General features: G+C 30.7%; 29 protein-coding genes. 9 read left to right on the top strand and 20 right to left on the bottom strand.

What is annotated here, in order from left to right; genetic code table 11:
* Window positions 1–64 precede the first annotated feature (64 nt).
* Window positions 65–604, bottom strand: coding sequence for a DUF6444 domain-containing protein (locus C1I91_RS29065; protein ID WP_238475827.1), 540 nt, complete (start codon window positions 602–604; stop codon window positions 65–67).
* A gap of 634 nt (window positions 605–1,238) precedes the next feature.
* Window positions 1,239–1,778, bottom strand: coding sequence for a GNAT family N-acetyltransferase (locus tag C1I91_RS18095; protein WP_128214130.1), 540 nt, complete (start codon window positions 1,776–1,778; stop codon window positions 1,239–1,241).
* A gap of 509 nt (window positions 1,779–2,287) precedes the next feature.
* Between C1I91_RS18095 and C1I91_RS18100 the strand changes: the two genes are divergently transcribed.
* The gene (locus C1I91_RS18100) at window positions 2,288–2,656 is read left to right on the top strand and encodes a hypothetical protein (RefSeq protein WP_128214131.1); all 369 of its coding nucleotides are present in this window, start codon (window positions 2,288–2,290) and stop codon (window positions 2,654–2,656) included.
* 122 nt (window positions 2,657–2,778) lie between these two features.
* Here the strand turns inward: C1I91_RS18100 and C1I91_RS18105 are convergent, their stop codons facing one another.
* The 10 genes from C1I91_RS18105 to C1I91_RS18150 all read right to left on the bottom strand — a co-directional run bounded on the left by C1I91_RS18105 (window position 2,779) and on the right by C1I91_RS18150 (window position 11,850).
* Window positions 2,779–3,660, bottom strand: coding sequence for a hypothetical protein (locus C1I91_RS18105; protein ID WP_128214132.1), 882 nt, complete (start codon window positions 3,658–3,660; stop codon window positions 2,779–2,781).
* A gap of 119 nt (window positions 3,661–3,779) precedes the next feature.
* On the bottom strand, window positions 3,780–5,183 hold the full coding sequence (locus C1I91_RS18110) for a sensor histidine kinase (protein WP_128214133.1): 1,404 nt from the start codon (window positions 5,181–5,183) through the stop codon (window positions 3,780–3,782).
* 4 nt (window positions 5,184–5,187) lie between these two features.
* Window positions 5,188–5,832, bottom strand: a complete 645-nt coding sequence (locus tag C1I91_RS18115; protein WP_128214134.1) for a response regulator transcription factor — start codon at window positions 5,830–5,832, stop codon at window positions 5,188–5,190.
* An 82-nt stretch (window positions 5,833–5,914) separates the two neighbouring features.
* Window positions 5,915–6,817 carry a sensor histidine kinase gene (locus C1I91_RS18120; RefSeq protein WP_128214135.1) on the bottom strand — a complete coding sequence of 301 codons (903 nt, stop codon included), beginning with the start codon at window positions 6,815–6,817 and terminating at the stop codon, window positions 5,915–5,917.
* Between the two features lie 25 nt (window positions 6,818–6,842).
* A complete protein-coding gene (locus C1I91_RS18125; protein ID WP_128214136.1) occupies window positions 6,843–7,586 on the bottom strand; it encodes an ABC transporter permease in 744 nt (247 codons plus the stop codon).
* The gene (locus C1I91_RS18130) at window positions 7,579–8,502 is read right to left on the bottom strand and encodes an ABC transporter ATP-binding protein (RefSeq protein WP_128214137.1); all 924 of its coding nucleotides are present in this window, start codon (window positions 8,500–8,502) and stop codon (window positions 7,579–7,581) included. Before C1I91_RS18130 ends, C1I91_RS18125 begins: the two co-directional genes overlap by 8 nt.
* 12 nt (window positions 8,503–8,514) lie before the next feature.
* Window positions 8,515–9,222, bottom strand: coding sequence for an ABC transporter permease (locus C1I91_RS18135; protein WP_128214138.1), 708 nt, complete (start codon window positions 9,220–9,222; stop codon window positions 8,515–8,517).
* Between the two features lie 18 nt (window positions 9,223–9,240).
* Window positions 9,241–9,981 carry a hypothetical protein gene (locus tag C1I91_RS18140; protein WP_128214139.1) on the bottom strand — a complete coding sequence of 247 codons (741 nt, stop codon included), beginning with the start codon at window positions 9,979–9,981 and terminating at the stop codon, window positions 9,241–9,243.
* 1 nt (window position 9,982) lies between these two features.
* Window positions 9,983–10,885, bottom strand: coding sequence for an ABC transporter ATP-binding protein (locus tag C1I91_RS18145; RefSeq protein ID WP_128214140.1), 903 nt, complete (start codon window positions 10,883–10,885; stop codon window positions 9,983–9,985).
* Window positions 10,886–11,148: 263 nt separating this feature from the next.
* Window positions 11,149–11,850, bottom strand: a complete 702-nt coding sequence (locus tag C1I91_RS18150) for a response regulator transcription factor (protein WP_128214141.1) — start codon at window positions 11,848–11,850, stop codon at window positions 11,149–11,151.
* 195 nt (window positions 11,851–12,045) lie between these two features.
* On the opposite strand from C1I91_RS18150, the gene C1I91_RS18155 reads away from it, so the two are divergent.
* Window positions 12,046–12,396, top strand: a complete 351-nt coding sequence (locus C1I91_RS18155) for a hypothetical protein (protein ID WP_128214142.1) — start codon at window positions 12,046–12,048, stop codon at window positions 12,394–12,396.
* A 67-nt stretch (window positions 12,397–12,463) separates the two neighbouring features.
* Here the strand turns inward: C1I91_RS18155 and C1I91_RS18160 are convergent, their stop codons facing one another.
* The 4 genes from C1I91_RS18160 to C1I91_RS18175 all read right to left on the bottom strand — a co-directional run bounded on the left by C1I91_RS18160 (window position 12,464) and on the right by C1I91_RS18175 (window position 17,209).
* Window positions 12,464–13,882 (bottom strand): J domain-containing protein, encoded by a 1,419-nt coding sequence (locus C1I91_RS18160; protein ID WP_128214143.1) that lies wholly within the window; start codon window positions 13,880–13,882, stop codon window positions 12,464–12,466.
* Entirely contained in the window at window positions 13,882–15,582 is a 1,701-nt protein-coding gene (locus C1I91_RS18165; RefSeq protein ID WP_128214144.1) for a molecular chaperone HscC, read from the bottom strand. Before C1I91_RS18165 ends, C1I91_RS18160 begins: the two co-directional genes overlap by 1 nt.
* Before the next feature lie 72 nt (window positions 15,583–15,654).
* Window positions 15,655–15,921: a CD3324 family protein gene (locus C1I91_RS18170; protein ID WP_128214145.1), complete on the bottom strand. Its 267-nt coding sequence runs from the start codon at window positions 15,919–15,921 to the stop codon at window positions 15,655–15,657.
* A gap of 301 nt (window positions 15,922–16,222) precedes the next feature.
* On the bottom strand, window positions 16,223–17,209 hold the full coding sequence (locus C1I91_RS18175) for an HD-GYP domain-containing protein (protein ID WP_128214146.1): 987 nt from the start codon (window positions 17,207–17,209) through the stop codon (window positions 16,223–16,225).
* A 276-nt stretch (window positions 17,210–17,485) separates the two neighbouring features.
* Here C1I91_RS18175 and C1I91_RS18180 point away from each other — a divergent pair, with 276 nt between their 5' ends.
* Both C1I91_RS18180 and C1I91_RS18185 read left to right on the top strand, forming a co-directional pair.
* A complete protein-coding gene (locus C1I91_RS18180) occupies window positions 17,486–17,923 on the top strand; it encodes a YsnF/AvaK domain-containing protein (RefSeq protein WP_128214147.1) in 438 nt (145 codons plus the stop codon).
* A gap of 157 nt (window positions 17,924–18,080) precedes the next feature.
* On the top strand, window positions 18,081–18,476 hold the full coding sequence (locus C1I91_RS18185) for a YsnF/AvaK domain-containing protein (protein WP_128214148.1): 396 nt from the start codon (window positions 18,081–18,083) through the stop codon (window positions 18,474–18,476).
* A gap of 74 nt (window positions 18,477–18,550) precedes the next feature.
* On the opposite strand, the gene C1I91_RS18190 is transcribed toward C1I91_RS18185, so the two are convergent.
* A complete protein-coding gene (locus tag C1I91_RS18190; RefSeq protein ID WP_128214149.1) occupies window positions 18,551–19,399 on the bottom strand; it encodes a YihY/virulence factor BrkB family protein in 849 nt (282 codons plus the stop codon).
* A 251-nt stretch (window positions 19,400–19,650) separates the two neighbouring features.
* Here C1I91_RS18190 and C1I91_RS18195 point away from each other — a divergent pair, with 251 nt between their 5' ends.
* From C1I91_RS18195 to C1I91_RS18205, 3 genes are read left to right on the top strand one after another with little or no spacing between them, the layout of a single operon-like run.
* Complete coding sequence (locus C1I91_RS18195; RefSeq protein ID WP_128214150.1) at window positions 19,651–20,208, top strand: PadR family transcriptional regulator; 558 nt, start codon at window positions 19,651–19,653, stop codon at window positions 20,206–20,208.
* A gap of 41 nt (window positions 20,209–20,249) precedes the next feature.
* Window positions 20,250–20,951 (top strand): flavodoxin family protein, encoded by a 702-nt coding sequence (locus C1I91_RS18200; RefSeq protein WP_128214151.1) that lies wholly within the window; start codon window positions 20,250–20,252, stop codon window positions 20,949–20,951.
* A gap of 18 nt (window positions 20,952–20,969) precedes the next feature.
* Window positions 20,970–21,617: a VC0807 family protein gene (locus C1I91_RS18205; protein ID WP_128214152.1), complete on the top strand. Its 648-nt coding sequence runs from the start codon at window positions 20,970–20,972 to the stop codon at window positions 21,615–21,617.
* A 139-nt stretch (window positions 21,618–21,756) separates the two neighbouring features.
* Here the strand turns inward: C1I91_RS18205 and C1I91_RS18210 are convergent, their stop codons facing one another.
* Both C1I91_RS18210 and C1I91_RS18215 read right to left on the bottom strand, forming a co-directional pair.
* Window positions 21,757–22,617: a pentapeptide repeat-containing protein gene (locus tag C1I91_RS18210; protein ID WP_128214153.1), complete on the bottom strand. Its 861-nt coding sequence runs from the start codon at window positions 22,615–22,617 to the stop codon at window positions 21,757–21,759.
* A 300-nt stretch (window positions 22,618–22,917) separates the two neighbouring features.
* Window positions 22,918–23,511 (bottom strand): hypothetical protein, encoded by a 594-nt coding sequence (locus C1I91_RS18215; protein WP_164880579.1) that lies wholly within the window; start codon window positions 23,509–23,511, stop codon window positions 22,918–22,920.
* Window positions 23,512–23,750: 239 nt separating this feature from the next.
* On the opposite strand from C1I91_RS18215, the gene C1I91_RS18220 reads away from it, so the two are divergent.
* Entirely contained in the window at window positions 23,751–23,972 is a 222-nt protein-coding gene (locus C1I91_RS18220; protein WP_128214155.1) for a hypothetical protein, read from the top strand.
* Window positions 23,973–24,058: 86 nt separating this feature from the next.
* Window positions 24,059–25,121 (top strand): IS630 family transposase gene (locus C1I91_RS18225; RefSeq protein WP_420808429.1). Its coding sequence is split into 2 segments (ribosomal slippage): window positions 24,059–24,589 and window positions 24,591–25,121, totalling 1,062 coding nucleotides; the frame shifts between segments, so codons are not numbered across the junction.
* Here the strand turns inward: C1I91_RS18225 and C1I91_RS18230 are convergent.
* A complete protein-coding gene (locus C1I91_RS18230; protein ID WP_128214156.1) occupies window positions 25,111–26,112 on the bottom strand; it encodes a DUF5700 domain-containing putative Zn-dependent protease in 1,002 nt (333 codons plus the stop codon). The two genes, C1I91_RS18225 and C1I91_RS18230, sit on opposite strands and share 11 nt — an antisense overlap.
* Window positions 26,113–26,341: the final 229 nt, after the last annotated feature.

Consider the following 26,341-nt stretch of genomic DNA (forward strand, 5'->3'; position numbering starts at 1 on the left):
ATTAACTCTGCACCACGTTTATACGGAATCAATTGATACTGAGTTAAATAAACAGATACAGCCTTTATCTTTCTCCATATTGTACTGTATTGGTTATTCCCTCTGGGAATTTACCGGTATTTTTTCTTCTACATTTTGGACACTTTTTAATTTCTGCTCTATGTTCAACAACTTTAACTTCTATCTCTGGTATATCAACTACTTGGCGGATAATATTTCTCTCCGATTTTACATCCTGTAAAGATGTTCCGCAGATATCACACTTATCTACTGTGTGTATGATTATTTCGTCAGGATTATCATTGAGTTCAAGAGTCTTTCCCTCATGACCTTCTTGACCACCGGGATTTTTATCTGTCTTCACTCTTAAACTTTTAGTTTTCTTTTTAAAACCGTCTGATGATGGTGGTTTACTACTGTTATTACTATTTTTATTAACTTGGCTTTCTAGTGATTTAACACGATTTGAAAGGGCTTTATTATCCTTCGATAGTGTTTCTACTTGAGAATTTAAACTCTTGATTTCATTAGTAAGTTCTCTAATAACACTCATGACTTGTGTTAATCCTTGATTATAGATTTCAATTATTTTGCCTTCACTCACGGAAGTCACCACCTTATCATTAGTTTTTTAAGACAGGCTATATAATATCAAAAACTAACAATAATAGAAAGGGGTTTATGAAAATTAATTTTATAGCCTATACTAAATTATTTGAATAGCTGAATAGTTACATTATAATATTGATACTATTATTACAAAATTCCTTTAATTATATATGCATATGCGAAAAATCTGTTAGACGATATAATTTCTCCTTTTTATTCTTCCTCAAATATATACATTTAAGCCATCTGCACATAGTTACCTACAGCTTTATCTAAAGTACAATTTCCTAAAGAATAAAAAAAATCGCTAAAGCGAACTTTAGCGATTTTTTGCGTATCTGCATTTCCGAATATATATTGGTAAAATACGAAAAGTGAATAAGATTTGTTTTTTACTAACTTTTGTTCTAATGTACTTAAATAATATATAGATATACAGTTTAAAGTAAATTATATAAATCAAAAAAACACCCTTAAGGGTTAAATTTATGTCATTTTTCAATCCTGTAAAACTGAAATATCTATTCCGCTGAAAAGACCTACTACTTCAATCACTAGACTCAAAATAAAGCTTTCGATGAATCTACGAAGCTTTATATTGATATATTTAATTTTGAGGTGGTATGTCTTTAAAACTTATAATCATTCCACTGCACTGGAGTGCTTGTACCTTTTTTCCAGTCCTCTTTTATAAATCCATATCCTATGGAATCATATTTTCTTCCATCACTGCAAACCCATCCATTTCTGTGATGTGCCTCTTTAACAAAGCCGCATTTATGAAATACATTTCTCATTGGATAGTTATCTTGTCTAGTATAACCTTCTATACTTGTCTTATCCGGAAAATTATTAAATATATAATCCACCATCCAATTAACAGCAATTGTTCCAATTCCTTTTCCTCTATATTTACTGGAAAGTCTTATATCAAACACTGGTATATCATCTTCCAGATCATAAATCCTTATAAATCCAGCTCTCGTGGATGAATCAATCATAATCCAAAAAGTCTTACAATATTCACTATTGTAGGTCCCATTCTTATATGCTTCCCTAATTCTCTCTTCCTTTTGATTTGGTGTACCAAAAAACTCCCAAGAGTCTGCTGTTAAAAAACTTACTAATTCTTCTATTTCATCCTTAAATTCTTCAAATAATAATTTCATACTATCCTCCCATATCAATAATAATTAATAATTCTGCTGTAGCTGCCCCTTTATACTTTTCCATCTTCCCCCTCCTAAGTTTGATAAAACTTACAATAAACTATCTGTTAAAAGAAACTTTTCTCGCATTTTTACAAAGGCAAACTTTATTGTTATCTGGTATATTTATAAACAGTTATTATATGTACATTTTTATAATACAGTTTCTATAACTATTTCACATATCAATATGTAAATAATACCATATATATAATATAATTGCATTAAGATTCAACTTATCTTACACTTATCAACGTGAAAATAATGTCAAGACATAGTGGTATTATTTGGTATAAAAATAATACCATTGGTGATATACTCTTTATATAACTAAGGATTAAAAATGACATGGTTAATTAAGCAGTTAAATATTCAGTAATTTAAATATTATAAAAAGGAGCGATATAATTGAAAAAAGCAATTGGGGCATCTATTTTCTCTATGGTATCGTATTAATAGGCTATGTGGTATTGAGTAACAATGCACTAGTATTGGCAAATAAACAAAAAGAAGCCACCTTTCAAATCTTACCTTCTATGTTATTGGTAACACTAGTATTTATTGGACTTGGGGTATTACTAGGCATAGAAAGACTGGCAGCTGAACGTAAGAAGAATGGCATCTGGAAAATTAATTTACCTAAGCTTATATTTCTAGGTATACCCTCACTTTATTTTTCTTTAGGCATATTCTTGTACTATTCTTCAATATCTTTTGTTAGAGATATCATAGCTTATCCATTAGATTATTTTTTTAATAATAATGTTAACATCCTGTCACTATTCCAAGTAATATTAGGCTATGTTATTATTTCCAGCTTTACTAAGGTTGATAATTAATAAATTTGTAAATAATAAAACACCTTCTTCCATCATAGGATGAGGTGTTTTATCATTTTCTATATCTATAGTATAAAAATATATCTCACTATAATCAGTTTAAACTACAACCATAAGCTTCTTTAATGCCAACTATCAAATATATCTATTGAATATAACTCATCTGTATCTGTATAGAACATTACCTCAACTTTTCTTTTTATATCTAGCTGAACAGCCATAACTACCACTGGTCTTAACCCTACATAAATACTGTTTTCTAAATATATATTTTTAAAGCTATCAATATTGGCATTGAGTATGTTCTTTTCAATTATTAAGTCTTTAGTTAGCTTGATATAATGATTTAATTGGTTTTCGTCTAGGGTTGCAGCTCTTTTAGACTGTATAGCTCCATATTCTGCCTTGCTTAAACCGTTATAATCAACTCTCACAAACTTATTGCACTGTCCTGTCAGTGCATTTAAAATGCACCAGTAAGCTTTTTTATCCTTTTCACTCTCAGTATAAAAACTCCATTCATATCCCGAATTAATTCCCATAAGAGATAATTTTTTTTCTGGTATATCCAAGTTTACACCAAATATCTTATAGATTTCCTTAGCAAATATATTTTTTGCGTCCTCTTTTTTTATATTTATCTCTGACTTAACCGATTGGTAAAGTGCTTCCTGCTCATTAAGATCTACAGGCTCCCCTAAGGAATAACCTTCTAAATACTCCTTTGTAGGTTTATCACTTTCTATATTACTATTAACTTCTTGTTGGTTATTCTTTTGTTTATCATTTAATTCTATTTTTTTTAGATTCCCACTACCATGATTGTCTGATAAATTGCTAGTAATAGGCTTTTCAGAAATCACTTTATTGGATACATTGTAGATTTTTCCTTCATCACTTTTGCTAGCTAAAGATATACCCCTCTCAAGCAGCACAGTACAAACGAAAACTAAAACTACTGTACCTGAAACTATTATTAATACATTGTTTTTTAGCTTATGCATACATAACACCCTCACTTTATATTTATAAATATATGAGATTTGAGCCCAAAGATCTTTTTAACTCTCATTGGTTCATAATAATTATAAAAATCTACTATTATAAACTTATATTAAAGTTATTATAGAGTTGTAAAAGTTAATATTACTGTTGTTCCTTTATTTAATTCAGAGGTTACTTGCAACTCTCCATGATGCATGTCCATGATTTGTTTACATAAGGTAAGTCCTAAACCTGCTCCACCTTCAGCTTTTGCTCTTGCCTTATCAACTCTATAAAATGCTTCTGTTATGTGTGTTATGTGCTCCGCTTCTATTCCTTTTCCATGGTCAATAACCTCGATTATGGCTTTTTCATTTAAATTCTTCCCCACTAGCTCTATAGTCTGATTATTTTCTGAAGCTTTTAATGCATTTTCTAACAAGTTTATTAAAAGGCTTTCAATTAAATCCTCATCACCTAAAATACTGTATAGTTCGTTTTTTACACTTATTGATATAGACTTCTCCTTGGCAGTTAAGGATATATTCTTTAAAACCTTTTCAAAGAGTTCGTCTAAATTAATCCTTTTCTTCTCTATATCAACCTTTCTTCTTATAGTCATATCAAGCAATCTGCTAGCCATAACCTGTAGCCTCCTACTTTCTTTCATTATGAAGCTTGTTGCTTCATATTTGTCTTCCTCTGAGATTGCAGCCTTTTGAATATAATCCGCATATCCATATATAGATGTTAGAGGCGTTCTTAACTCATGAGAAAGGTTATCTATGAACTGCTGTTTCATCTCCATATCACTACTTAACTGCTGCATAGTAGTACTAATTTTTTCTGACATTTCATTAAATTGTTCTCCAAGTAACGCAAATTCATCTCTGCCTTTTACTTCAATTTTATTATCGTAGTCTCCACTCTTTATTCTAACTACAAAATCAGTAAGCTTTTTTAAAGGTTTAGAACTACTATTTAGTAGAATAGCTAAAAATATAGCTAACGCAGATGAAATTCCAAAGCTAAAATAAATAAAGTTTATTTTTAATTTCCTCCATGTATCCATTACCCTGTCTATCCTGTAACAATAAACTAGAGAATATCTCTTAGAATCTTTATCAAAAGCACTAGATACTAATATATATTTATTTTCCTTCTCTGATAAAAGAGCAACTTTTTCACTACTTTCTGTATTTAGCATACTATCAGGCACGGTTTTCAAATTATATTGTAGGTTAGAAAATATACTCTTATTATCTTCTAAAAATAGAAAAGAGGTTATTTCACTACTGTAATAACCGCTATAATAAGTTATGAGATTTTTTATAGTATCATTGGAAAGCTTGCCGTTACTATCTAAGGTATCCATATCATTTATTAAGGATTGCTTTATAAAAGAATACTCGCTTAGGACTTTTTCTTTTTCACTTCCAATCATAGAATTATAAGTTGTATACATTATATAGCAGATACTAATATTAAAGACTAGCAAAAATAGAAGCAGTACACTGAAATAAGTTTTAGTCCAAAACTTCATAGTATCATGCCTCCAATCTATAACCTAATTTATATACGGTTTTAATCTGGTTCTCTAATCTTAACTTTTTTCTAAGCTTTTGAATATGTACATCAACGGTCCTTGTATCCCCTTCATAGTCAAAGCCCCAGCCTACTTCTAATAATTTTTCTCTAGACATTGCAATATTTCTATTCATTATTAAAACTTCAAACAATGTGTATTCCTGAGGTGTCATCTCTATTTCTTTATTATCTAAGAATACCTTCCGACATTTGAAGTCTACTTTTACCTCTCCAAAAGTAAAAACTTCATTCTTACTATTTCTTCTTAAAACTATATTAACTCTTGCAATCAATTCTAGTATTTCAAAAGGTTTTACTAGATAATCTTCTGCTCCAGAGGTTAGTCCTTTTAGCTTGTCTTCCAAAGAATCCTTTGCTGTAACAAAAATCACCGGGATATCCTTCTTGTGCTTTATAAGCTCAAAGCCCGAATACTTAGGAAGCATAATATCTAATATAATTAGATCAAGTCCTCCTTTAGAAATTCTTTTTAGCGCCTCTTCTCCATCAAACACCGCTTCACAATTGTGCCCTATTAACTTCAAATTTCTTTTTATCAATTCATTTATACTTGCATCATCTTCCACAATTAAAATATTAGCCATAGTATCACCTCATTTTATTAACACAACCTTATCATAAAGATGTTATGAAGTTGTAAAATTATAACTATAAAAACAAATTTAATTATATACTTGCTTTAAAACAACAGCATATTTTAAACCTATCATCATTTATCTTTGCTGTAATACTTCCATCCATCTTCTCTACTAAGCCTTTAGCTATAGCTAGCCCAAGACCTGTGCCTTTTCCTGAACGACTTTTATCAGCCATATAAAATCTATCAAAAAGACTTGCCATATCCTTTTCACTTAAATTTGTAAAGGTATTACTTATAGTTATTATTAGTTTTCCTTGTTCCTGAGTAAGGGATACATCTATAGCGTCCTTAGCATACTTTATGGCGTTTGTAAGTATATTTTCTATAACTCTCTCTATAGACTTTTTTTCAGCTATTATATAAAAATTCTTATCAGGTATATTAATACTTGGGCGAATATTTCTCTCCATGAAGTCTGAATATCTATCTAATACAATCTGTTGAAGCACTTTGCTTATATTTAATTTTTCCATATTTAGTTCGTAGTCGAGAGACTCAATAAGGGACAATTCATAAAAGTCATTTAGCAGTACCTCTAAGGATTTAGCTCTATGCTCCGCTGTATGTAAATATTCATTTTTCTCAGCTTTATCAGCATCGTCTAGCTTTAAAAGCTGTAAATATCCTATTATTGAGGTTAAAGGCGTTCTTAAATCATGAGACATGTTAGCTATAGTTTGTCTCAAATCCTTTTCTACCTTTATCCTTTCCGCTTCGCTTTGTATTCTTATATCAATACTTTCATTTATTAACTCTCCTAAGATTTCAAGTCTTTTATTAGATAGACCTAAGGTCACTTTTCTCCTATCTTTATTTTTATTAATTTCTGAAAGCTGTTTTATTAAGCTTGTTATCTGCCTTTCTATGTAAAATTTACGATAACCTAAGAAAATTACTATTACAAAAAGAATTAAAGATAAATATATCATTATAATCCTGCCTTTCAATAACTTCTTACTTAATATCCGACTTTTCGAAAATATAAGTAGTTAGTGGAAAAAGTATAAGTATAGTGATCAAGCCTATAATAAGAGAATGTGCATATTGTCCCATTGAAACATTATCCTGAGACATTATGCCGAACTGAGAAAGAATAATGTTATCATAAACTTTTTTAAAACTTAAAACACGAATGCTTACTATGCTCATAGCTCTAAAAATAAAATCAATTGCTACAAATATTCCTATATTAATTGTTGGATTTTTGGATAAAAATATTATTAATAAGCTTATACTACATATAGCTACCTGTAATATAACTGCCGTTAAGCTTAATACCATAAGCTTTATTACTTCATCAAGTGTAAAATTAGTACAATAGCCATTCTTAACAGTATTTATTATGGTTAATATCACTGGACAAATGAAGTTTATAATTATAGAACCAAAACAGTAAACACTAGCTTTGGCAATTAAGATATCTCTTCTTTTATGTCCATAGGAAATTAAATTTTTAATGTAGCCCGATGTAAAATCAGTACCTATAAAGTCTGCCGATAGTATTCCAACAAATATATTAGCCCCTAAGGAAGCCTGAATAAAAAACATATAGGACAGAGTTTCTTTTCCACTATGCTGAATTAACTTATCATTAAAAAGCCATACAAAGATACTTTGAGTCACTGCTAACAGTAAAAGACCATAGAAAGCCTTAGATCTCCTTAGCTTATATGCTTCCATTTCTAATAAATTAAACATTTTCTTCTCTCCCGATTACCTTTGCAAAATAACTTTCTAAGTCCTCTGATTTAGGCATAATCTGTTCCACTATAATTCCACTTTTAACTAAGGTTTCATTGACTCTTCCTGTGTCATCCACATAATCGTAAAGATTTATAATATTATCCGGTAAAATATCATAATTTGATGTATTTAAAGCTTTGTTAAGCACCACTGATGCCTTAGCAGAATTGTCAACCTTAATATGAACTAATCTCTTACATTTCTCATTTAACTCCTCTATGGTCAATTGCTCTACTAATCTTCCTTTATATAAAATCCCATAATAGTTTGCTAATTGATATAATTCTCCTAGTATATGGCTAGAAATTAGTATTGTAGTTCCATATTCTCTATTCAGCTTCTTAAATAGTTCTCTAATTTCTATTACTTTCATTGGATCTAAGCCGTTAATAGGCTCGTCTAATATTAAAAACTCCGGATCTCCAAGCAGTGCCATAGCTATTGCTACTCTTTGCTTACCACCTATCGATAGTGTTTTCACCTTTTTATCTTTCAATTCAGTTAAATCTAGAGTATTTAGTATCTTATCTATTGCCCCTTCCCCTGGTATTCCTTTCTGCATTCTATTAATATGCATGTTTTCATATATAGATTTATTTTCATAAAGAGCTGGCTTTTCTATGATAACTCCAAGCTTTCTTCTTTCGCGCTCTATCTCTGTCTTTTCACTCTTACCAAAAAGCTCAAGCTCGCCACCGTCCTTCATTGATATACCTGTTATAAGCTTTAACAATGTAGTTTTTCCTGCTCCGTTAAGTCCAATAAGGCCATAGATTTGCCCTCGTTTTATAGTCATACTTATATCATTAAGTACTTTGATATTTTTATAACTTTTTGTTACATGATTTAGCCTTAGTATTATTTCATTCATAGTATATTCCTTTTATATAGCTTTTTTATTAATTATAACACAACTTATGACAAAAAATAACAATCCCCACATAAGCATTACTAAGCCCTGATGTAAACTGTAGCTTCCTCTAACAAAGCCAGTATTAGCTATATAGAAAGGTAGTTCAGGGATTACCTTTCTCATAAGTTCACTATTAGTGGATTCCAACGCATTAGAGAAAAGTGCAAGTATTAAATCAAAATATAATACATAACCAATTACACCAGTGACAATAAAATTAGAAGTCATAGTTGATACCATAAGTATAAAGGAGCTTATAACAAAGGAGTAAATTATAAAGGTCAATAAGTGTGGTATTATAAGCTTAACTTCAAAGCTGCCTGTTATTACTTCAAGAACTTCATAAAAAAGGAAGCTTATCAATGAAGTAAAAATTAAACTTAATAGCTTAGAAGCTAATACTTCACTTCTGGTAAATACACCTGTAAAAATCACCTTATCTGTATGATTTGAAAATTCTTGATTTAAGGAATAGCTGCTCAATACTAAAATAAGATATGGGATAAGCATAAGGAAATTTCGTGGTATATCTTGTAAATCTCCAGTTTTCGCTAAATTAAACGAGACCAAATATACTAAAACCGCATATGCTGTAAAAGCAATCAATGAAGTAAATAAGTCTCTCATAAACTTCTTTTTCTTTATCTCAAGTATGCTATAACTCAAAACTCTTTCCATAACTTCTTCCATTCCTCTCTATTTAATCTCTCTTCTACTAACTACAATCATAGAAACCAATATGAAGCCAATAGCCCAAAGTAAATTAATATATACTGACTTAATATTAAAGTAACCTTGATTCAACAAAACTACATTATAAAACGGTGTAATCATATAGCCCCATAACTTTTCTTTTAAGGCTGGTTGTCTATGAAGCAGCATTGTTACACCTGCTGTATAGAAATTGATCATAGCTATAAATACTATATAAAATAGCACAGACTTACTGTCACTAAAGCTAAATGCTGCTATCAAAAGCATAAGGCTTCCCATTGTAAAAGCAGTAATCACATAAATTATTAATAATTGCCAATGAGCAAAGGAAAGAAATCCACTTATCCCGATTCTTGAATATAAAAGCAAGGCTGCTAAGATATTATTTATTTCAGCTACTACATAAAATACTACTCCAAGTATCAATAAAGATATTGCTTTAGAAAACATGATTTCTACTCGATTAAATATTCCTGTAAAAATCGTCTTAGTGGTGTTAAACCTAATATCATCTCTCAATACTGAAACAGTCATATATAGCACTATTAAAAAAAACACTCTTCCAAATTCAAAGCTATAGCCATAAAGATCATATTTAGGAGGATGAACCACAAGAACCCATAACATTGAATAGGCAAAGGAAGCAAACAGTCCTATAATAAATTCCTTTGATTTACAAAGATTTTTAGCATTTAAATAAGATATCTTAAGTAGTCTGTCCATTTTACTCACCTCTCATTGTATTCAAGTATTTTTGTTCTAAGCTCTCTCTCACTTCGTTTATGCTCCTAAGTGGTATGTCAGCTTTACTTATTTTTAGGACTAAATCTTCTATACTAGTTTTATCCATTTCAACCCTAAGCTCACTGTCTGATATTACTACATAGCTCATATTTATTTCTTTAAAGAAATTTTCCAACTTCTCTATCTTGCTAGTTTTAAAAGCTACCTTGGCTCTCATGCTGTCTTCATTCTTCATGCTTTCAAGCCTAATTATTTTCCCATTTTGAATAAAAGCTACCTTGTCACACATAAGCTCTATTTCTGAAAGTATATGACTAGATATTAGAACAGCAGTATTTTTCTCCTTTGCAATTTGCTTTATGAACCGTCTAAACTCTGGAACTATTGCAGGATCTAAGCCGTTAGTAGGCTCATCTAATATTAACACCGGTGGATAAGACAACACTGCTTGTGCAACTCCAAGTCTCTGCTTCATACCTAAAGAATACTGCTTTACTTTTTTATGGATATAACTCTCAATGCCTACATTTCTAACTATTTCATCTATGTCCTTCTTATCCTTCATTCCAGATATTTCAGCAAAGAACAATAGGTTTTCATAACCTGTAAGGTTAGGATAAAAGCCTGGGGTTTCAATAACACACCCTACCTTTTTAGTATTGCTTGCCTTGGAACTTTTTATATTTTCCTCTTTTATGAATACCTCTCCATCATATCTTCTTATAAGACCAGTTATTATTTTCATAAGAGTAGTCTTGCCAGCTCCGTTGGGGCCTACAAGTCCTAATATCTCACCTGGCTCTAAAGATAGACTAACATCCTCTAAAACCTTCTGCTTTCCATAACATTTGCTTACTTTTTGTATTTTTAAAATCTCATTCATGGTTGATTCCTCCAAGTTTTTTTATTAATGCTGTACTACTTCAATCCGAAATCTATTTTCAGAGCTCCTCTGTTTTCTAAGAGGAGAATTTGAAAACATAAACTTTATTACTAAGCAGTACATCTATAGGTCCGCTTCTGCTTTTTTTGTTCACTTCAAATTTATGAAGCATATCTATATAATCTGTAAAGCCTTAGTAGACCTTATGAGATTATTTTATAAAGCAAAATATAAAAAAACTTAAAGGAATCCTTAAGAAAATCTTAAGTTACTCCTTTAAGTTTATATCCCATTCCCCATATGGTCTCAATATATTCCTCACTTGGATTTGCCTTCTGTAATTTATTTCTCAAATTACTCATATGTACATTTATAGTATTATCATCACATAAATACTCATCTTCCCAAACACTTTCAAAGATATTAGCTTTACTAAACACCTTCTTAGGATGAGTTAAAAGCAATTCTAATATATTAAACTCCCTAGCAGTCAATATAATGTTTTTTCCATTAACCTCTACCTCTTTTGTGTCTCTGTCTAAAATTATATCCTTAAACACAAGCCTATCATTAGATTTTTCACTGCTGCTAAAACTAATATATCTTCTAAGGTTTGCCTCAACCCTTACCGACAGTTCTTCTACATCAAAAGGCTTAGTGATATAATCATCTGCTCCAAGTTTAAATAACTTAAGCTTAGACTCTTTGTCTATCTTGGCTGAAACTATAATTATAGGCATGGTTTCATTTTCTCTTATCTTCTCTATCAGCTCTTCTCCACTTAGCCCTGGTAGCATTAAATCTAGTATAATCATTTGAAATTTTTCTCTATCAATATATAATAATGCTTCTGTACCAGAGTAAGCTTGTACTACATTATAATGATTTTTCCGCATTACTTTCGCAATAAGATTATTTATGCTGTTATCATCTTCTACTACTAAAATATTTATATCTTCTTTCATCTTTACTCCTTAAGTTTTCTAATTTCATAAATATAGCTGTAGAGCTATTCTTTTATTATATAACGCACTATAATTATACTATAAATATAAAAACTGGTATAGTTTTACTTTATCTATATTCCTAAGGAATAATAAATCTATTTTTATTAAAGGGGTATTAATTTATGGATAAGAATCTATTGGTTTCATGCTGAAATGTTGATAAAGTACTTCAAAAGAAATGACATCTTTAAGTTGCTTAAGAATATAGATATACTTTTTCATAGCCATGTAGACTTACTTCTTTTCCAATATGACTCCTTAGATTACGGTTCTTGGGAGACTAAAGTAAATCACTGCATACCTATGGACAAACGAGAACATCTTAAACTGTACTTATCTAAAGCTGATTTAAAAGATTTAGAAAAAACTATAAAAGCTGCTCTTGTCACCTTTAAGCAAGACTCAGAAGACCTCTGTAAAAGTAAAGGATTGAACTATTCAAGCCGAGTAAGTTCTCAGGTAATCTCTTACTTTAATAAAAGGATATCTGATGTCCACTGGTAGATAAGCAGTAAAAAGCAACTAACCTAGGTTAGTTGCTTTTTACTGTCTAAATAATCTATATCAAAAACTATTTATATCTTCTTCTCTTATTAGCTGAATAGATTATTCTCACTACAATAACAACACCAATTGCCCCAAATTCACCATTGAGCAATGCCTGAAGCACAAGCAAAGCAATTACTAAAAAAATAAAAAGATAAAATAGCCTCTTAATCAACCTGAAACAATCCATTAAGGTGAATCGTAAATCTTTTATCTTCTGTTCTTCTCCAAGTAGCCTATATATTTTCTTTATCTCCAATCTAAGCAGAATACTAGGAGGTTTTCTATATATAGATGCCCTCATTAGTTCTGCTGTTTTAGCAAGATACTTTCTTGACATAGTATTTAGAGGCTTATATTCTAAAATCAATCTAAACATCTGTGCAGCTTTAATAAGTTTACCTCTATACAAATTACATTTTCCTATAAGCATCTTTACTTCTATGGTTGTTTTAAAATAATCCTCTATGTAGCTACAAATTTTTAAAGCTTCCTTATATCTTTTATTATCAAACATAGTTTCTGCTTGAAAATAATGTATTTCAATATCCTTTGGAGTTAGTTTAACTGCTTCATTAAATTTTATCTTAGCAGTGAGGTTTTTCTTATTTTTTATATAATATTCACCTTCAAGAGTTTTTAAGTATGGATCTTTGTCATAAAGCTCATATGCTTGAAAAATATTTTCCTTTGCTTCTTCCAAAGCTCCGTTTAATAAGTTAGCGAAGGCTCTTTCTCTTAATTCAAGATATTTCTCAAAATCAAATTTCTCAACTTTTCTAAAATATTTATAACCTGGTATTCTTTCACTGCCTAATTGTCTATAAAAATAGTTTATGAAACCTTTTGGATAGTAGTAAGCAAGATATTCTTCCATCTCACTCCAATTAAAAGTCTCATTAAGTAGCCTCCATACATCTCTAGGCAAGTAACGATGATTAAACAAAAATTCTATCATATTTCTGCTTAATTGCTCTTTATAGTTTAGCTGCCACATAATATCATGGTTCAAAAGCTCTTGCCAATTCTTAGTATCAATACGTTTGTAAAAGTCATTATATAAACTCTCTGCACTTTCAAAGAATTCATCTATAAGCTCATAATAGTCTATCTGTTCCTCAACATAATCATCTACAATACGAGTATGTGGGATATTATAATTATACACTTCTTCTTTGTAGTGATCAGCTTCCTTAATATCAGGTTGATTAAATACTTTTTGCTGAGAACTAATACTTTCTTCTGAAAGAACCTTTGTACTTTCACTAATACTGGATTTACTTTTCTTTGCATACTTTAATGCATTATCATAGGCTTCTCTCAGTTTCTGAAAGCCTTCTGGATCATCCTCTGGGTGATATACCTTTAACTTCTTAGCATAAGCCTTTTTTATAACTGAAAGTTCCTCAGTTGGTTCTATCTCTAGAATTTCCCAACTATTCATTAATAATCAGTCCACCCCTCAAGTTGTTCTAATTGCTCTTGTAACTCTTTAGCTGCACTTTTTATCTCCCTTTCATTCTGACGAGAAAGGATACTTTCAAACTTTTCTAGTAAATGTCCTATGTACTCCCTTCTATCTCCTAAAGCTTCTTGATATAAGCGTTCCCCTTTTGCAAGCAAGAGTTTATTTTCCATTTTGTCTCTAGGGTGAATCTTAATATCCTTCAGCTCATTTAATCTCTTTTCAACTTCTTCACTAGTCATACTTCCTTGATTTTTTTCAATTACAACTCTATTCTTTTCTCCAGTACTTACTAGAGTGACCTCAACTTCTAATATACCGTTTATATCATAGGTGTAGCGTATGTCCAATTGTTCCTTACCTGCTGGACCTGGTGGAACCATAACATTAAGTTCACCTAGTCGTATATTTTCTTCAACCTTACGGTTTTCGCCTTGATATATAGCTAAATTTACTGTAGTCTGGTTATCACTTATTGTAGAAAGGCGCTCAACTCTACTTACAGGAATAGGAGTATTCCTTTCTATTATTGGTAGAAAATAACCTGACTCATAATGTCCCTTATCAACCCTCTTGGCTATTTCTACTCCTAAAGTATAAGGGCATACATCTGTAAGTATTACCTCACTGAGCATTTCATTTCTTTCTTTTAACGCTACCTGTATGGCAGCACCAAGAGCAACCGCTTCATCTGGATTTATATTTGAATAAGGTAGTTTTCCAAACATTCTGCTTACTACTGATTTTACAAGCGGCATTCTTGTAGCTCCACCAATAAGAATTACAGCATCTAAATCACTAGGTTTAAGAGATGCGTCTCTTAATGCACGTTCTATTGGATGACGTAATCTCAAAATAAGTTGACCAGCTAGTTTTTCAAACTCATTTTTATCTAAACTCTTTTCTAAAACTCTGCCGTTATAGTTAAAGCTCATCTTTCCAGTACCACTCTCACCTATGGAACGCTTACACATCTCCCCTTGTTTATAAATTGCAGAGGCTTCTTTAGAAGTTAGAGATTTTATATCAATTCCTTCGCTTTCTAAAAAATAAGATACAAAAAGATTGGTAAAGTCTTCTCCTCCAAGGAAGTTATCTCCAGCAATTGACCTTACCTCCATAACCTCTTCAAATAACTCAAGAATAGATACATCGAATGTTCCACCCCCTAAGTCAAAAACCATAAACTGAGTCTCTGTTTCTTCTTGATGAAGTCCATAAGCTATAGCTGCTGCTGTAGGCTCACTTATCAAACGCTCCACTTTTAAGCCAGCAATTTCAGCTGCACGCTTTGTAGCTTTTCTCTGAGTATCATTAAAATACGCTGGCACACTAATTACAGCCTCTTCTACCTCTTGTCCAAAAAAAGCTTCAGCATCTGCTTTTAATGCTTTAAGAACAAAAGATGATAGTTCTTCTGGTGTAAAAGAGTATTTTCCTATCCTATATAATTTTTCTGTTCCCATATATCTCTTAAAAACTGAAGCTGTCAAATTAGGATGAGTGATAAGACGCTCTTTAGCAACTTCACCTACAATTATCTCTCCATTATCATCTACACTAACCACTGACGGTGTTAGGTTAGACCCGTGAATATTTGGTATTATCCTTGGACCGTCTTCAGTCCAATAAGCAACAAGACTATTAGTGGTACCTAAATCTATACCTATAGTTGGCATAAAGTGTCCTCCCTTTAAACTTTAATTAATTAAGAGTTGCCTCTCTATCTTAAGGAAGCAACTCTTGTCCACTTAACTTTTTCTATATATGATCTTTTTAATACTATCTATAGATAGAAAAAATTCCTCTGCCAGCTCAGAAACAGAATGACCTGCTTTATACTTATCTCGTATTTCAACATTTCTTTCATTTATCTGATGTCTGGCACCTGATTTTTCTCCCCATCTTTTCCTAAACATATTTTCTGTGGGAATATATATATATTCTCCTTGTACATACTTTTGAATTTCTTTTAATAAATTCTCTGGTAAAATTGTTTCAGCCTTTACATACCTCATAAAGCTCAGCTCCTTAAACTTATATTAAAAATCAAGGAGGCAAAGCCTATACAAGTATGACTTTTAAGTAAAGGCGACCTAATATATTAACCTCTGCACAATTTGTCGCCATATGCCATACTTACAGACTTTGCACAGAGTACTCTCAGCTTCTCACACAGTTCTAATTCAAATCTCATATTATCATCTCCCAATTAAATCTTATAACATAAATAATACCAAAGATTCAATTAACTATCAAACAATATCATGGAAAATAGTAGATAATCTATGTAAGCCTCTTATATCTTTTAAAATTATATTACATTATTACTTCTTCAATAAAAAGAGTTAAATTCTCCCCATCAAGCAAATTAATAAATTTGTAGTTGCCATTAACCTCTGCTGCTAAAATAGGTCTAGTTGTAGAGCCCTTATTCTGCATTACTACAACTGCTTTAAGTCCATTATTTAACTTTACCTGCAATCCATTAGGATAACAATAAACAGACTCAACAAAATCTTTATAGATCTGCTTATCAAATTTACTTATTGCATCAGCTGTTATTTTTTCTATAGCTTCGTGAGGAATCATCGCCTCTGTTCCACTTATATCATTTATGTATTCATCACATATACCAAGAATCTTTGCAAACTCATGAACTTTATCTCCTGATACCCCAAATAATCCTGAGCCATCCTCTCTCTCAAACATATAAAATACTGCCATATATGTGGTAGACATAAATGAAGGATTTCTTTTTATTATTTCTTGCGCCTTCTTTACATGGTCTTTATCATTTGTAAAAAGTTTTCCTATCTCATGAAGCAATGCCGCTGCTCCTAACTTTGCTAGCTTCTTTTCATCATATCTTTTTTTAATTCCAACCATCAAGGTTAAAACAGTTACGTCTAAAGAATGTACCGCTAACTTTGCTAAGTCATCATTGGGAACTAAATTGCTTATCATAGCAGCATTCTCTGATAAGTTCATATTGCTCATTATATCCTTAACAAGCTCAGTAACTTTCTTCTCATCTACATATTCCTTCTTCTTTACTTCTTCAAAGATCTGCTTTAAAACTTTTATTGCATTAAGTTTGATAGGTGCCTCAAGAACTTCCTGCAAATTAAAATCATCATTACCATCCTCTATATAAATCGTTATTATCCCCATTTTTCTTAGTAATGCTATAGCGCGGTCAGTTATTTTATTTCCTCTATTAACAAACATTGTTCCGCTTTCAGTATATATGGGATTTCCTAAAACTTGACCTATTAACTTATCATTGGTTAATACCAACTTCATCTACATCACCTCAATAAATACTATTCCTACATACTAGCATAACATATTACGTCATTATTTTTAATAAGTTTTAAATTATTTTTATAGTATAATTTAAATTTTAATAGAAAATAGTATAAAATATGCTACTTCATTATAGATAATATATTATCTTTAATTCTATTTTATATTATGATAATAGCTTCTTCTCTTTCCAATATTAAATAGACATATTTGTTTTTTAAAAGCACAAGCTATTATCGTAACAAATGACTTTATTGATGGAGGTGTTTTGACATGGGGATTTTAGGAGGAATTTTTGGAAACGATGAAAACAAAAAAGATACCAACGAAGCAAAACTTAGCCTACGTAAAGAAGAGCTTGATGTAGCCAAAAATAGAGTTCAAAAAGGTGAAGTGGAGCTTGGTAAAGAAATTGTGGAGGAACATAAAGAAATGGATGTTCCTGTAGCTCATGAAGAAGTAGTAATCGAAAGAAAATCCTTAAATAATGAAGTATGTGATACACCTATATCTGATGAGGAAACTATAAGAATTCCTGTCAGTGAAGAAAAAGTTAATGTTGGAAAACATACTGTTGTAACAGGAGAAGTTTCTGCACACAAACGTTCAGTTGAAGAAACTGAGCATATCGACGAAACTTTAAGAAGAGAAGAAGCAAGAGTTAATAGAATCGGAGATCCTGACGTAGTAGATAGCGAACTTGATCACTAGTAAGGGAAACAATTTATACTGACACAAAATCGCCAGAAACGGTGATTTTATAACAAGTATAAATTAAGTTTCCATAAAGGTTCTCTATAAAACAAAAACACCTCCAATCTTAGCTTAAGTTTGAGAGGTGTTTTTTTGAGATATGTGGAGGTAAAGTATGAACAATGACTTGCAAGATATCACCCTAAAACTCAAGGAAGAACAACTTGACTTAGCTAAAGAATGGATAAAAACTGGTGATGTAAAAATACATAAAGAACTTTTGTCTGAAGAAAAGATTTTTAGTATACCTGTTCAGCGGGAAGTATTGATTATAGAAAAAACATCTATTGATACTTCTAATAATAAAAGTGCCGCCAATCCTGAAGACATAATCTGTATTCCTCTAAGCGAAGATAGGGTTGAATTCTCAAAACATAAGGTAAAACTAGAAGATGTATCCGTATATAAACAACAGTTTGAAGAACTAGTTCATATTGATGAGATATTGAAACATGAAGAAGCCCAAGTAAGAATTTCAGGTTCTCCAGTTGTAATTGATAACTCTCAGTAAGGTCATCTCACTTTGATATATACGAAAAACTCCTCCAAATTGCTTTAGAGGAGTTTTTCAAAATATAAAATTATTTATATATGAAATCTTATATTATTAATCCGATGAGTTATTATATTATTACTTCTAGAAGCTATTGAAGCATTAAACTCCCCTCCCATAATAACTATTATAGAAGCTAAAAATAGCCATGTTAGTAAAAACATAATAGCCCCTAAGCTCCCATAAATTAAAGAATAGTTTGCAAAGTTATCTACATAATATGCAAAAATACTTGATACAGCCATCATCCCAATTGTGGAAAATATGGCTCCGGGTATAACTTCCTTCCATTTAAGCTTAGTGCTTGGTGCGAAATAATAAAGTAAAGTAAATACACCTGTGCCTAAAGCAACAACGATAGAATATCTTCCAATACTCCAAACATTAGACAGATTATGAAGAAATACAAACTTCTTATCCACTTCTCTCCATATAATCCTTCCAAATACAAGTAATAAACCAACTAAAACTATTAAAAAAGCCATGCCAATAGTACAAAGCATAGAAACAAGTCTTACAATTATAAAGGATCTTGTTTCTATTATATCGTAAGCTTTATTTAGGCCCTTTATTACCGAATTAAATGCAGCAGATGCAGTCCACAAAGTGACAATTAAACTAAAAGACATCAGTCCACTATTCTTCTTATTAATAATTTCTAATACTGAATTTCTTATAAGGCTAAATACATTCTCAGGAAGTATTTTATTAAGTATCATCAATATATCCATTCCATTTAGAGATGTACGTCCTAAAATAGTCATTAAGAAAATGAGAAACGGAAAAAATGAAAGAAGCAAATTAAATGCTAACTGTGAACTTAATGACGGTACATCATCATCATTAAATCTTTTAAATAAATCTAAAATAAGTTCTAACATACTATATACCTTAATCCTTTTCTAATTACAACTATATAATATACCACTAACTCCCTATTATAACAATAAGCTTTGCTTCTAAGCATATTTATGCTAATAAAATCATTATAACTTTACAGCAGTTTATATTTAAATTTTTTCCAAAAATGTATTGACATTATATACCACAGAGATTTATACTTAATATATCAGATTGATATATATCGCTTTTAAATATATCACATTATAATAAACGTAAAGGCGTGATTGATTTGGCAAAGGTAAATAAAACTAAATATGCACTGTTAGGAGTATTAAATATTATTTCAGGATCAGGATATGACATAAAAAAGTTCTGCGATCATTCTATAGGATTCTTTTGGAATGAGAATTACGGCCATATCTACCCCGTATTACAGAAACTCGAAGAAGATGAACTGGTTACCAAGCGTGTAGAGCAAACGGAAGGTAAACCTTCAAGAAATGTATACTCTATTACTGAAAAAGGAAGAAATGAATTAGAAGAATGGCTTAAACTTCCTCCAGAAAATCAACCTGTTAGATCGGAGCTTCTTCTTAAACTTTTTCTTTCTAGAAACCTACCAACTGAAGATATCATAAGGAATATGGAAGAAATAAAAGAAGCTTCCCTAAAGGAACTGGCTCAATACGATGTAATTGAAGGTTTAATAATGAGCAGAAAAGACAAGGTAGATGAAAAAACCTTCACACTTTGGAAGATAACCTTACGTAATGGTAGAATAGGTGAAGAAGCAAGACTAAAATGGTGTGAAGAAACTTTACAATCCTTAAGAGAATTAAATAAATAATGACTTAATATAATTAAAATAAAAATTATTGGAGGATAAAAATGAAGATCTTAGCCATAAACGGTAGTCCAAGAGGAAAATATGGTAATACTGAAGTTCTTTTAGATAAATTTATTGATGGCTGCAAATCAGAAGGAGCTGATACAGAAGTCATTTATTTAAAAGATAAAAACATTAACCACTGCCAAGGATGTTTTTGTTGCTGGACAAAAACTCCCGGAAGCTGCGTCATAAAAGATGACATGGAAGAATTACTAACAAAGGTGTCAGAGGCAGATGTTATTGTTTATGCTACTCCACTTTATTACTTTACAGTAACAGGTATTATGAAAGACTTTATGGATCGTATGTTACCATTAAATCTTGGAGAAATAGTTGAAAATGATAAAAGCTACTCTCACCCTAGACGTATTAAAAAAACAACTCCTACAAAAACTGTTTTGATTTCTAACTCTGGCTTTCCAGGTAACTATAATTTTTCTGGTCTAGCTGAAACCTTTAAGGTGTTAACAAAAGGAAACCTTGCTGGTACAATACTCTGCTCCCAAGGTGGCGTGCTCCAAGGTATTAATAAAAGCGAAGCATTAACGGAACTTTATAAACCATACTTTTCAGCCTTAGAAGACGCTGGTAAAGAGATATTAACTTTAGGCTATATCAAAACTGAAACTCAAAAAATTCTTGATACAAATGTTATACCATCTGAAATTTATATAGAGAATGCCAATAAAAATTGGCGTTAATAGAAAGGAAGATTTATCATGGAAAAATTATCACCTAATTCTGTAAATACAAACCCTTCATTAATAAAAGTAATATTAAATAAAGATTTTATTGTAAGTGCTCTAATTCCAATAATCATTTTTGTAGGTTTTGATAAGGCTAAGCTAACACTTGTAGGGATTATACTTTCAGCCTTATGGAGTATTTCTGTTATTGCTTCTGGTTTTATAAAAGAACGTAAAATTAATGCATTAGCAGCCTTTGCAGGAACCTTTGCTGTAATTGGTCTGGTTGGAACTATAATTTCCAATAATCCAAAGTTTTATTTTATCGCACCTATTATACAAGATGCATTACTAGCCTTAGTATTCTTCGGTTCTTTATTTTTCAATAGATCTTTAGTTCAAGTTATAGCTGAACAAACCTATATAAAAAATGTTCCTGACAAAATAAAAAATAATCCAAGATATCAATCAGCTTGGAAGATATTAACTATTGCTTGGGGCGCACTTAATGTTGTTCAAGCAATTATTAGAGCCTTGCTTCTAAATCACATGTCTATGAGCTCATATTACGCTTTTAACACAACTGTATCTAATATTTCAGACGCTTTATTAATTGTATTTTGTATAATGTTTCCTAAATGGTATCTTTTAAGAAAAACAACTTCTACTAAAGCCAATTAAATACTTCCCCACACTATTTTTTTCAGAATATTATATAATACCTTTTATTTAAATATCTCACTTTTCACTTTAAAACACAAAATTATTTATATAGTATCTGCAAAAAAACAAGCTTATCTAATTTAGATAAGCTTGTTTTTTAATCTGTCCAATATGATGGACGAACTATATGAGCTGGTAACTTTGTACTTAAATCACCTTTTGCTGTATTTATCTGCGCTTGAGTTATATATATTGTATTAGTTAAATCTGCGCCTCTAAGATCTGCATCTCTCAAATCTGCACCAATTAAATCAGTACAGTTAAGTTCATTATTTCTAAGGTCTGCTGCCATAAGCAAAGCCCCGCTTAAATCCGCTCCTCTAAGATTAGTTTTCTTAAGTTCAGCACCTATAAGATCAAGTCTTCCTGCGACTCTCCTTTTTTGCTTTAAGTTATTCTCTCTTCCTTTAAGCAAAGTACTCCTAACCTCTTTACTGGTCTTTTTAAGTAATAAATTCACTCTATCTCTATGGGATTCTAAATCAAGTGTCCTCAAGGAATCTTCCCTTAACATCGTCATTTCTTTTGTTTCGTCCATCAAAGCACTTATTCTAGGTTTAATATCCTTATCACTACTTTTATTTAATGCATCTGTAAGATACCACTGCATTTCATGAAGCTGCTTTATTACTAAAAATGCATCAAACATCTTTTTAGCTGACTCTGGATTATCTCTCCAGCTTTTTCCTGTATAGGTAGTCTGAGCTACCTTCTGCCCTGCACCAAAGCAATCATAAGAAGTACATCCCTTAAGGCCTTTGCTTCTTAGATTCTTATGTATCTTGCAACTAAAATCTTCATTCAAATTTGAACAGGGTTTTCCTGCCTCTTTATCAGAAGGAAATCCTTCAAAAGCAGAAAAATACAATGCTACGCAACAGAATCCAAAGCATTTCCTGCAATCAATTCTTAAGTCCTTATATAAATCTATATCTATTTTTTCTTTACTTTTATTCATAAGCTAAATCACTCCATAACTTCTATAAAATTGCCTTTTCTAATAGATTAACTAATAAAATCAACTACTATTATATACTGTTTACAAATAAAAGAAAACTTGCCACGGTCTTGTACAAGGCAAGTTTTAAGATATATACCTATATTTGATTTTTTATATTTTAACTTAGCAAGTTTACAGTTCTAGCTATAGGGAAACTTTATGAAAACTTAATTTATACTTGTTATAGAATCCCGGCTTCTGGGGATTTTGTGGCATGTATAAATTAATAGTTGAAGTTGCTTTAACAACGCCAATATTCTAAATTGAAAGTTCCAATCCAAAATACCTTTTATTATCATCATCGAGAAACTTTATACTACCATTGTAAAGTACAGTTCCAGCATACTTTCCCTTGGTTATAACCACATAATTCTTTATATTTCTATCTAAAGATTTTAGATTAAACTTAAGTTGTGTAAGAGTTTTTCTATAGTGCTGAGGATTTAGCCTCATTATACCTAATTCTGAAAGCTCTTTATCCTCCAACATGCCATCTACATTATCATCTCCAAGCTTTATTAAAGCATTTGATAATCCAGATGAAACATCACTTACCTTAAGTAGCTTTCCATCTGCTCCAAACATACTTAACTGCATATTATTACTAGAGCGTCTTTCTATCTCAATGACATTGGCACTTTCGCTGAGCATATTTATATCAGTCTTAAAGTCTGCTAATACAATATTATTTCTTTTAGCCTGTACAGTGGACTTATTTAGGTAAGAAATAGTAAAAAAAGATCCCATTAATATTAGTGCAAAAAATATAATTTTTATGTTGGCAGATTTGGTAATTAGTTTCTTGAAGCTATTATTTTTATGTTTATAAGCTAGTAAATTTTTGGTATACATTATTTCACCTATCCTTTAGAAGCTATTTATTGATTTAAGTTTAATATGTGATTATTAATTACATCTTATTCCTATGTAAAGAACAAGTTAAACTTAATAATTATGCAAATTCAATCTTAATATATATGTTGCAAGATGAAAATTTCGATATGATATTTAGGTAAGAACATCCATTAATATAAGATAACTAAAATATCCAAACTAGAATATAAAATAAAAATTATAGCGAGGTTTTAAATATGGATATTTTGATTCTTAATAAGATTGCTGGGCATGAAGATGATATAAACGAGTTAAAATCAGCTTTAAAAAAGACTAAAAACACAAGGTTATATAAAAGATATTCTGTTTTACTTAAGCATTTTGATGGATTTACAAATAGAAAAATAGCTGAAATGGAGAATCTAGAAGAACATACTGTTTCTACATATATATGTTGCAAGATGAAAATTTCGATATGATATTTAGGTAAGAACATCCATTAATATAAGATAACTAAAATATCCAAACTAGAATATAAAATAAAAATTATAGCGAGGTTTTAAATATGGATATTTTGATTCTTAATAAGATTGCTGGGCATGAAGATGATATAAACGAGTTAAAATCAGCTTTAAAAAAGACTAAAAACACAAGGTTATATAAAAGATATTCTGTTTTACTTAAGCATTTTGATGGATTTACAAATAGAAAAATAGCTGAAATGGAGAATCTAGAAGAACATACTGTTTCTACATATATAAAAAATTATAAATCAAAAGGAATAGATGGATTAAATATTGGCCACGGCGGCGGAGCGCAAAAGAAAATCAATTCACTTCAAGAGAAGCTCATTGTAGAAACTATAACTACAAAAACTCCAGAAGATGTAGGCTTCGAATCTAAAATGAATTGGACTATTGAATTAGTGAGGCAATGGGTTATTAAAGAATTTAATATAAATATGTCACATAGAGGAATAGCATATGTACTTCATAGATTAAATTTAAGTTATACTAGACCTACTTACGTCTTAGCGAAAGCTGATAAAGAAAAGCAAGAAATTTTTAAAAGTGACTTTAAAGCTTTAAAAAAAATGCCTCAATGGCTTAGTTGATACCATCTTATTTGAAGATGAATCAATGATTAGAGATTATCAAGCAATTCAAAAGAGCTGGTTTATAAGAGGACAACAAAGGAAAATTCCTACGTTCGGTAAAAATGCAGGTGTTAAACTTATGGGAATATTGGATTACGAGACTGGTAACGTATATTGCGAGGAACATGAAAGATATGACGCTAAGATATTTAATGACTTTTTAGAAAACGTACTTAAGCAGTATCCAAAAGGAAAAATTGTTGTGGTATTAGACAATGCTAAGATTCATCATGCAAAGCTGATTCAGCCATTTCTTAATAGAGTTAAAGATAGGCTTGAATTGATGTTTTTACCACCGTATAGTCCAGAAATGAATCTTATAGAGGGGTTATGGGGATGGCTAAAGGCATCTGTTATTAACAATGTCTTTTATAAATCTCTGCCACAAGTTAGAACTGCAATTCAAAAGTTTATAAGTAACATAAATAAGGTTCCTACTCAAACAATAGACAGGCTATGTGTTAGATTGTAGAAACCAATTTGCAATATATATAGTTTAAAAATTTCTGCAAATTTACAAAACTATCTATCAAAGCTTGTCTACCAAAAACTTCTTCTATAACAGAACACATATATTTTCCTATAACCTTATTTAGAGCCTCTTCATCTTTAGTCATATAAAAATACTTTTCTGTAGCATCATTTAATGCATCGTAATTATCTTCTGTACCATCTAACAGCTGCAGCATAGTACGATTAAAGTCTGCCATCTTTTCATCAAGGTTATTCCAAGATTCTAGATAACTTTCTTTAAAACCTTTCGCTAGTTCTTCTCCGTAGCCTTCTAAAACTAATTCATATAAATCCTGCTCTTTATTAAAAAAATATACCGCTGCGCCTTCACTAAGGATACCTTCAACTAGATTTACTGCCAAAGAAATCTTGTCCTTATTCTTCACAAGCTCATTTCTTCTTACATTTTTCTTTAACCAATATAGAAATCCTATATGATGAAATTCATGTAAAACTACTCCTTCTATATTTTTCTCAAGTTCCTTCTTTGAAGGCCAGAACAGTACATCAAGACACATAGTGTTGTCATCAACAATACTTCCACCATTGTAGCCATCTAAACAGAAAAATATATTTAGATTAAGCTTTGTACCCAGCGGTAATGTACTCACTAGCCTATGTTCAAAGCCTTTAAGATCAAAATTCTTAACATTATCAAGCTTCTTATATAATAAATCTAAGTTGCTATATATGTTTTTTAATGCATCATACATTCTTTTAAGAATAAAGTTTTCAGTTTCATAACTAGTTTTTTTAACTGCTGCATAAAGCATATCCAAGTAGTCATTTTTATCTATTTCATCCTCATAAAACTTGAACTGCATCCTGCAGCCTTCATCCTTGTTTAAGAAATTCATTATTTCTTCTCTTCTTATATTTACGCCCTTAGAAAACTCAGTTAATATCTTTGTCATTTCCTCTGCTGAAGATAAGGATACGTTAATCTGCATAATAATCCACCTTTATCTAGTTTATAGAGTATTTCGCATATTTTTTGCACAAAAATGTAATACATTTAATATTCTACCATATATCTATAAACCTTCAACAGTAAACAAAAATGCACCACTTCGATAAGAAATCTATCTTCAATCTCCTTTGCTTTCCGAAAGAATAATTTGAAAATGTAAATTTCCTCACTAAGTGGCACATATTTAAATAAACTATGTTTAATAATAT

This window comes from Clostridium manihotivorum, assembly GCF_004015185.1.
Lineage (GTDB): Bacteria > Bacillota > Clostridia > Clostridiales > Clostridiaceae > Clostridium_AR > Clostridium_AR manihotivorum.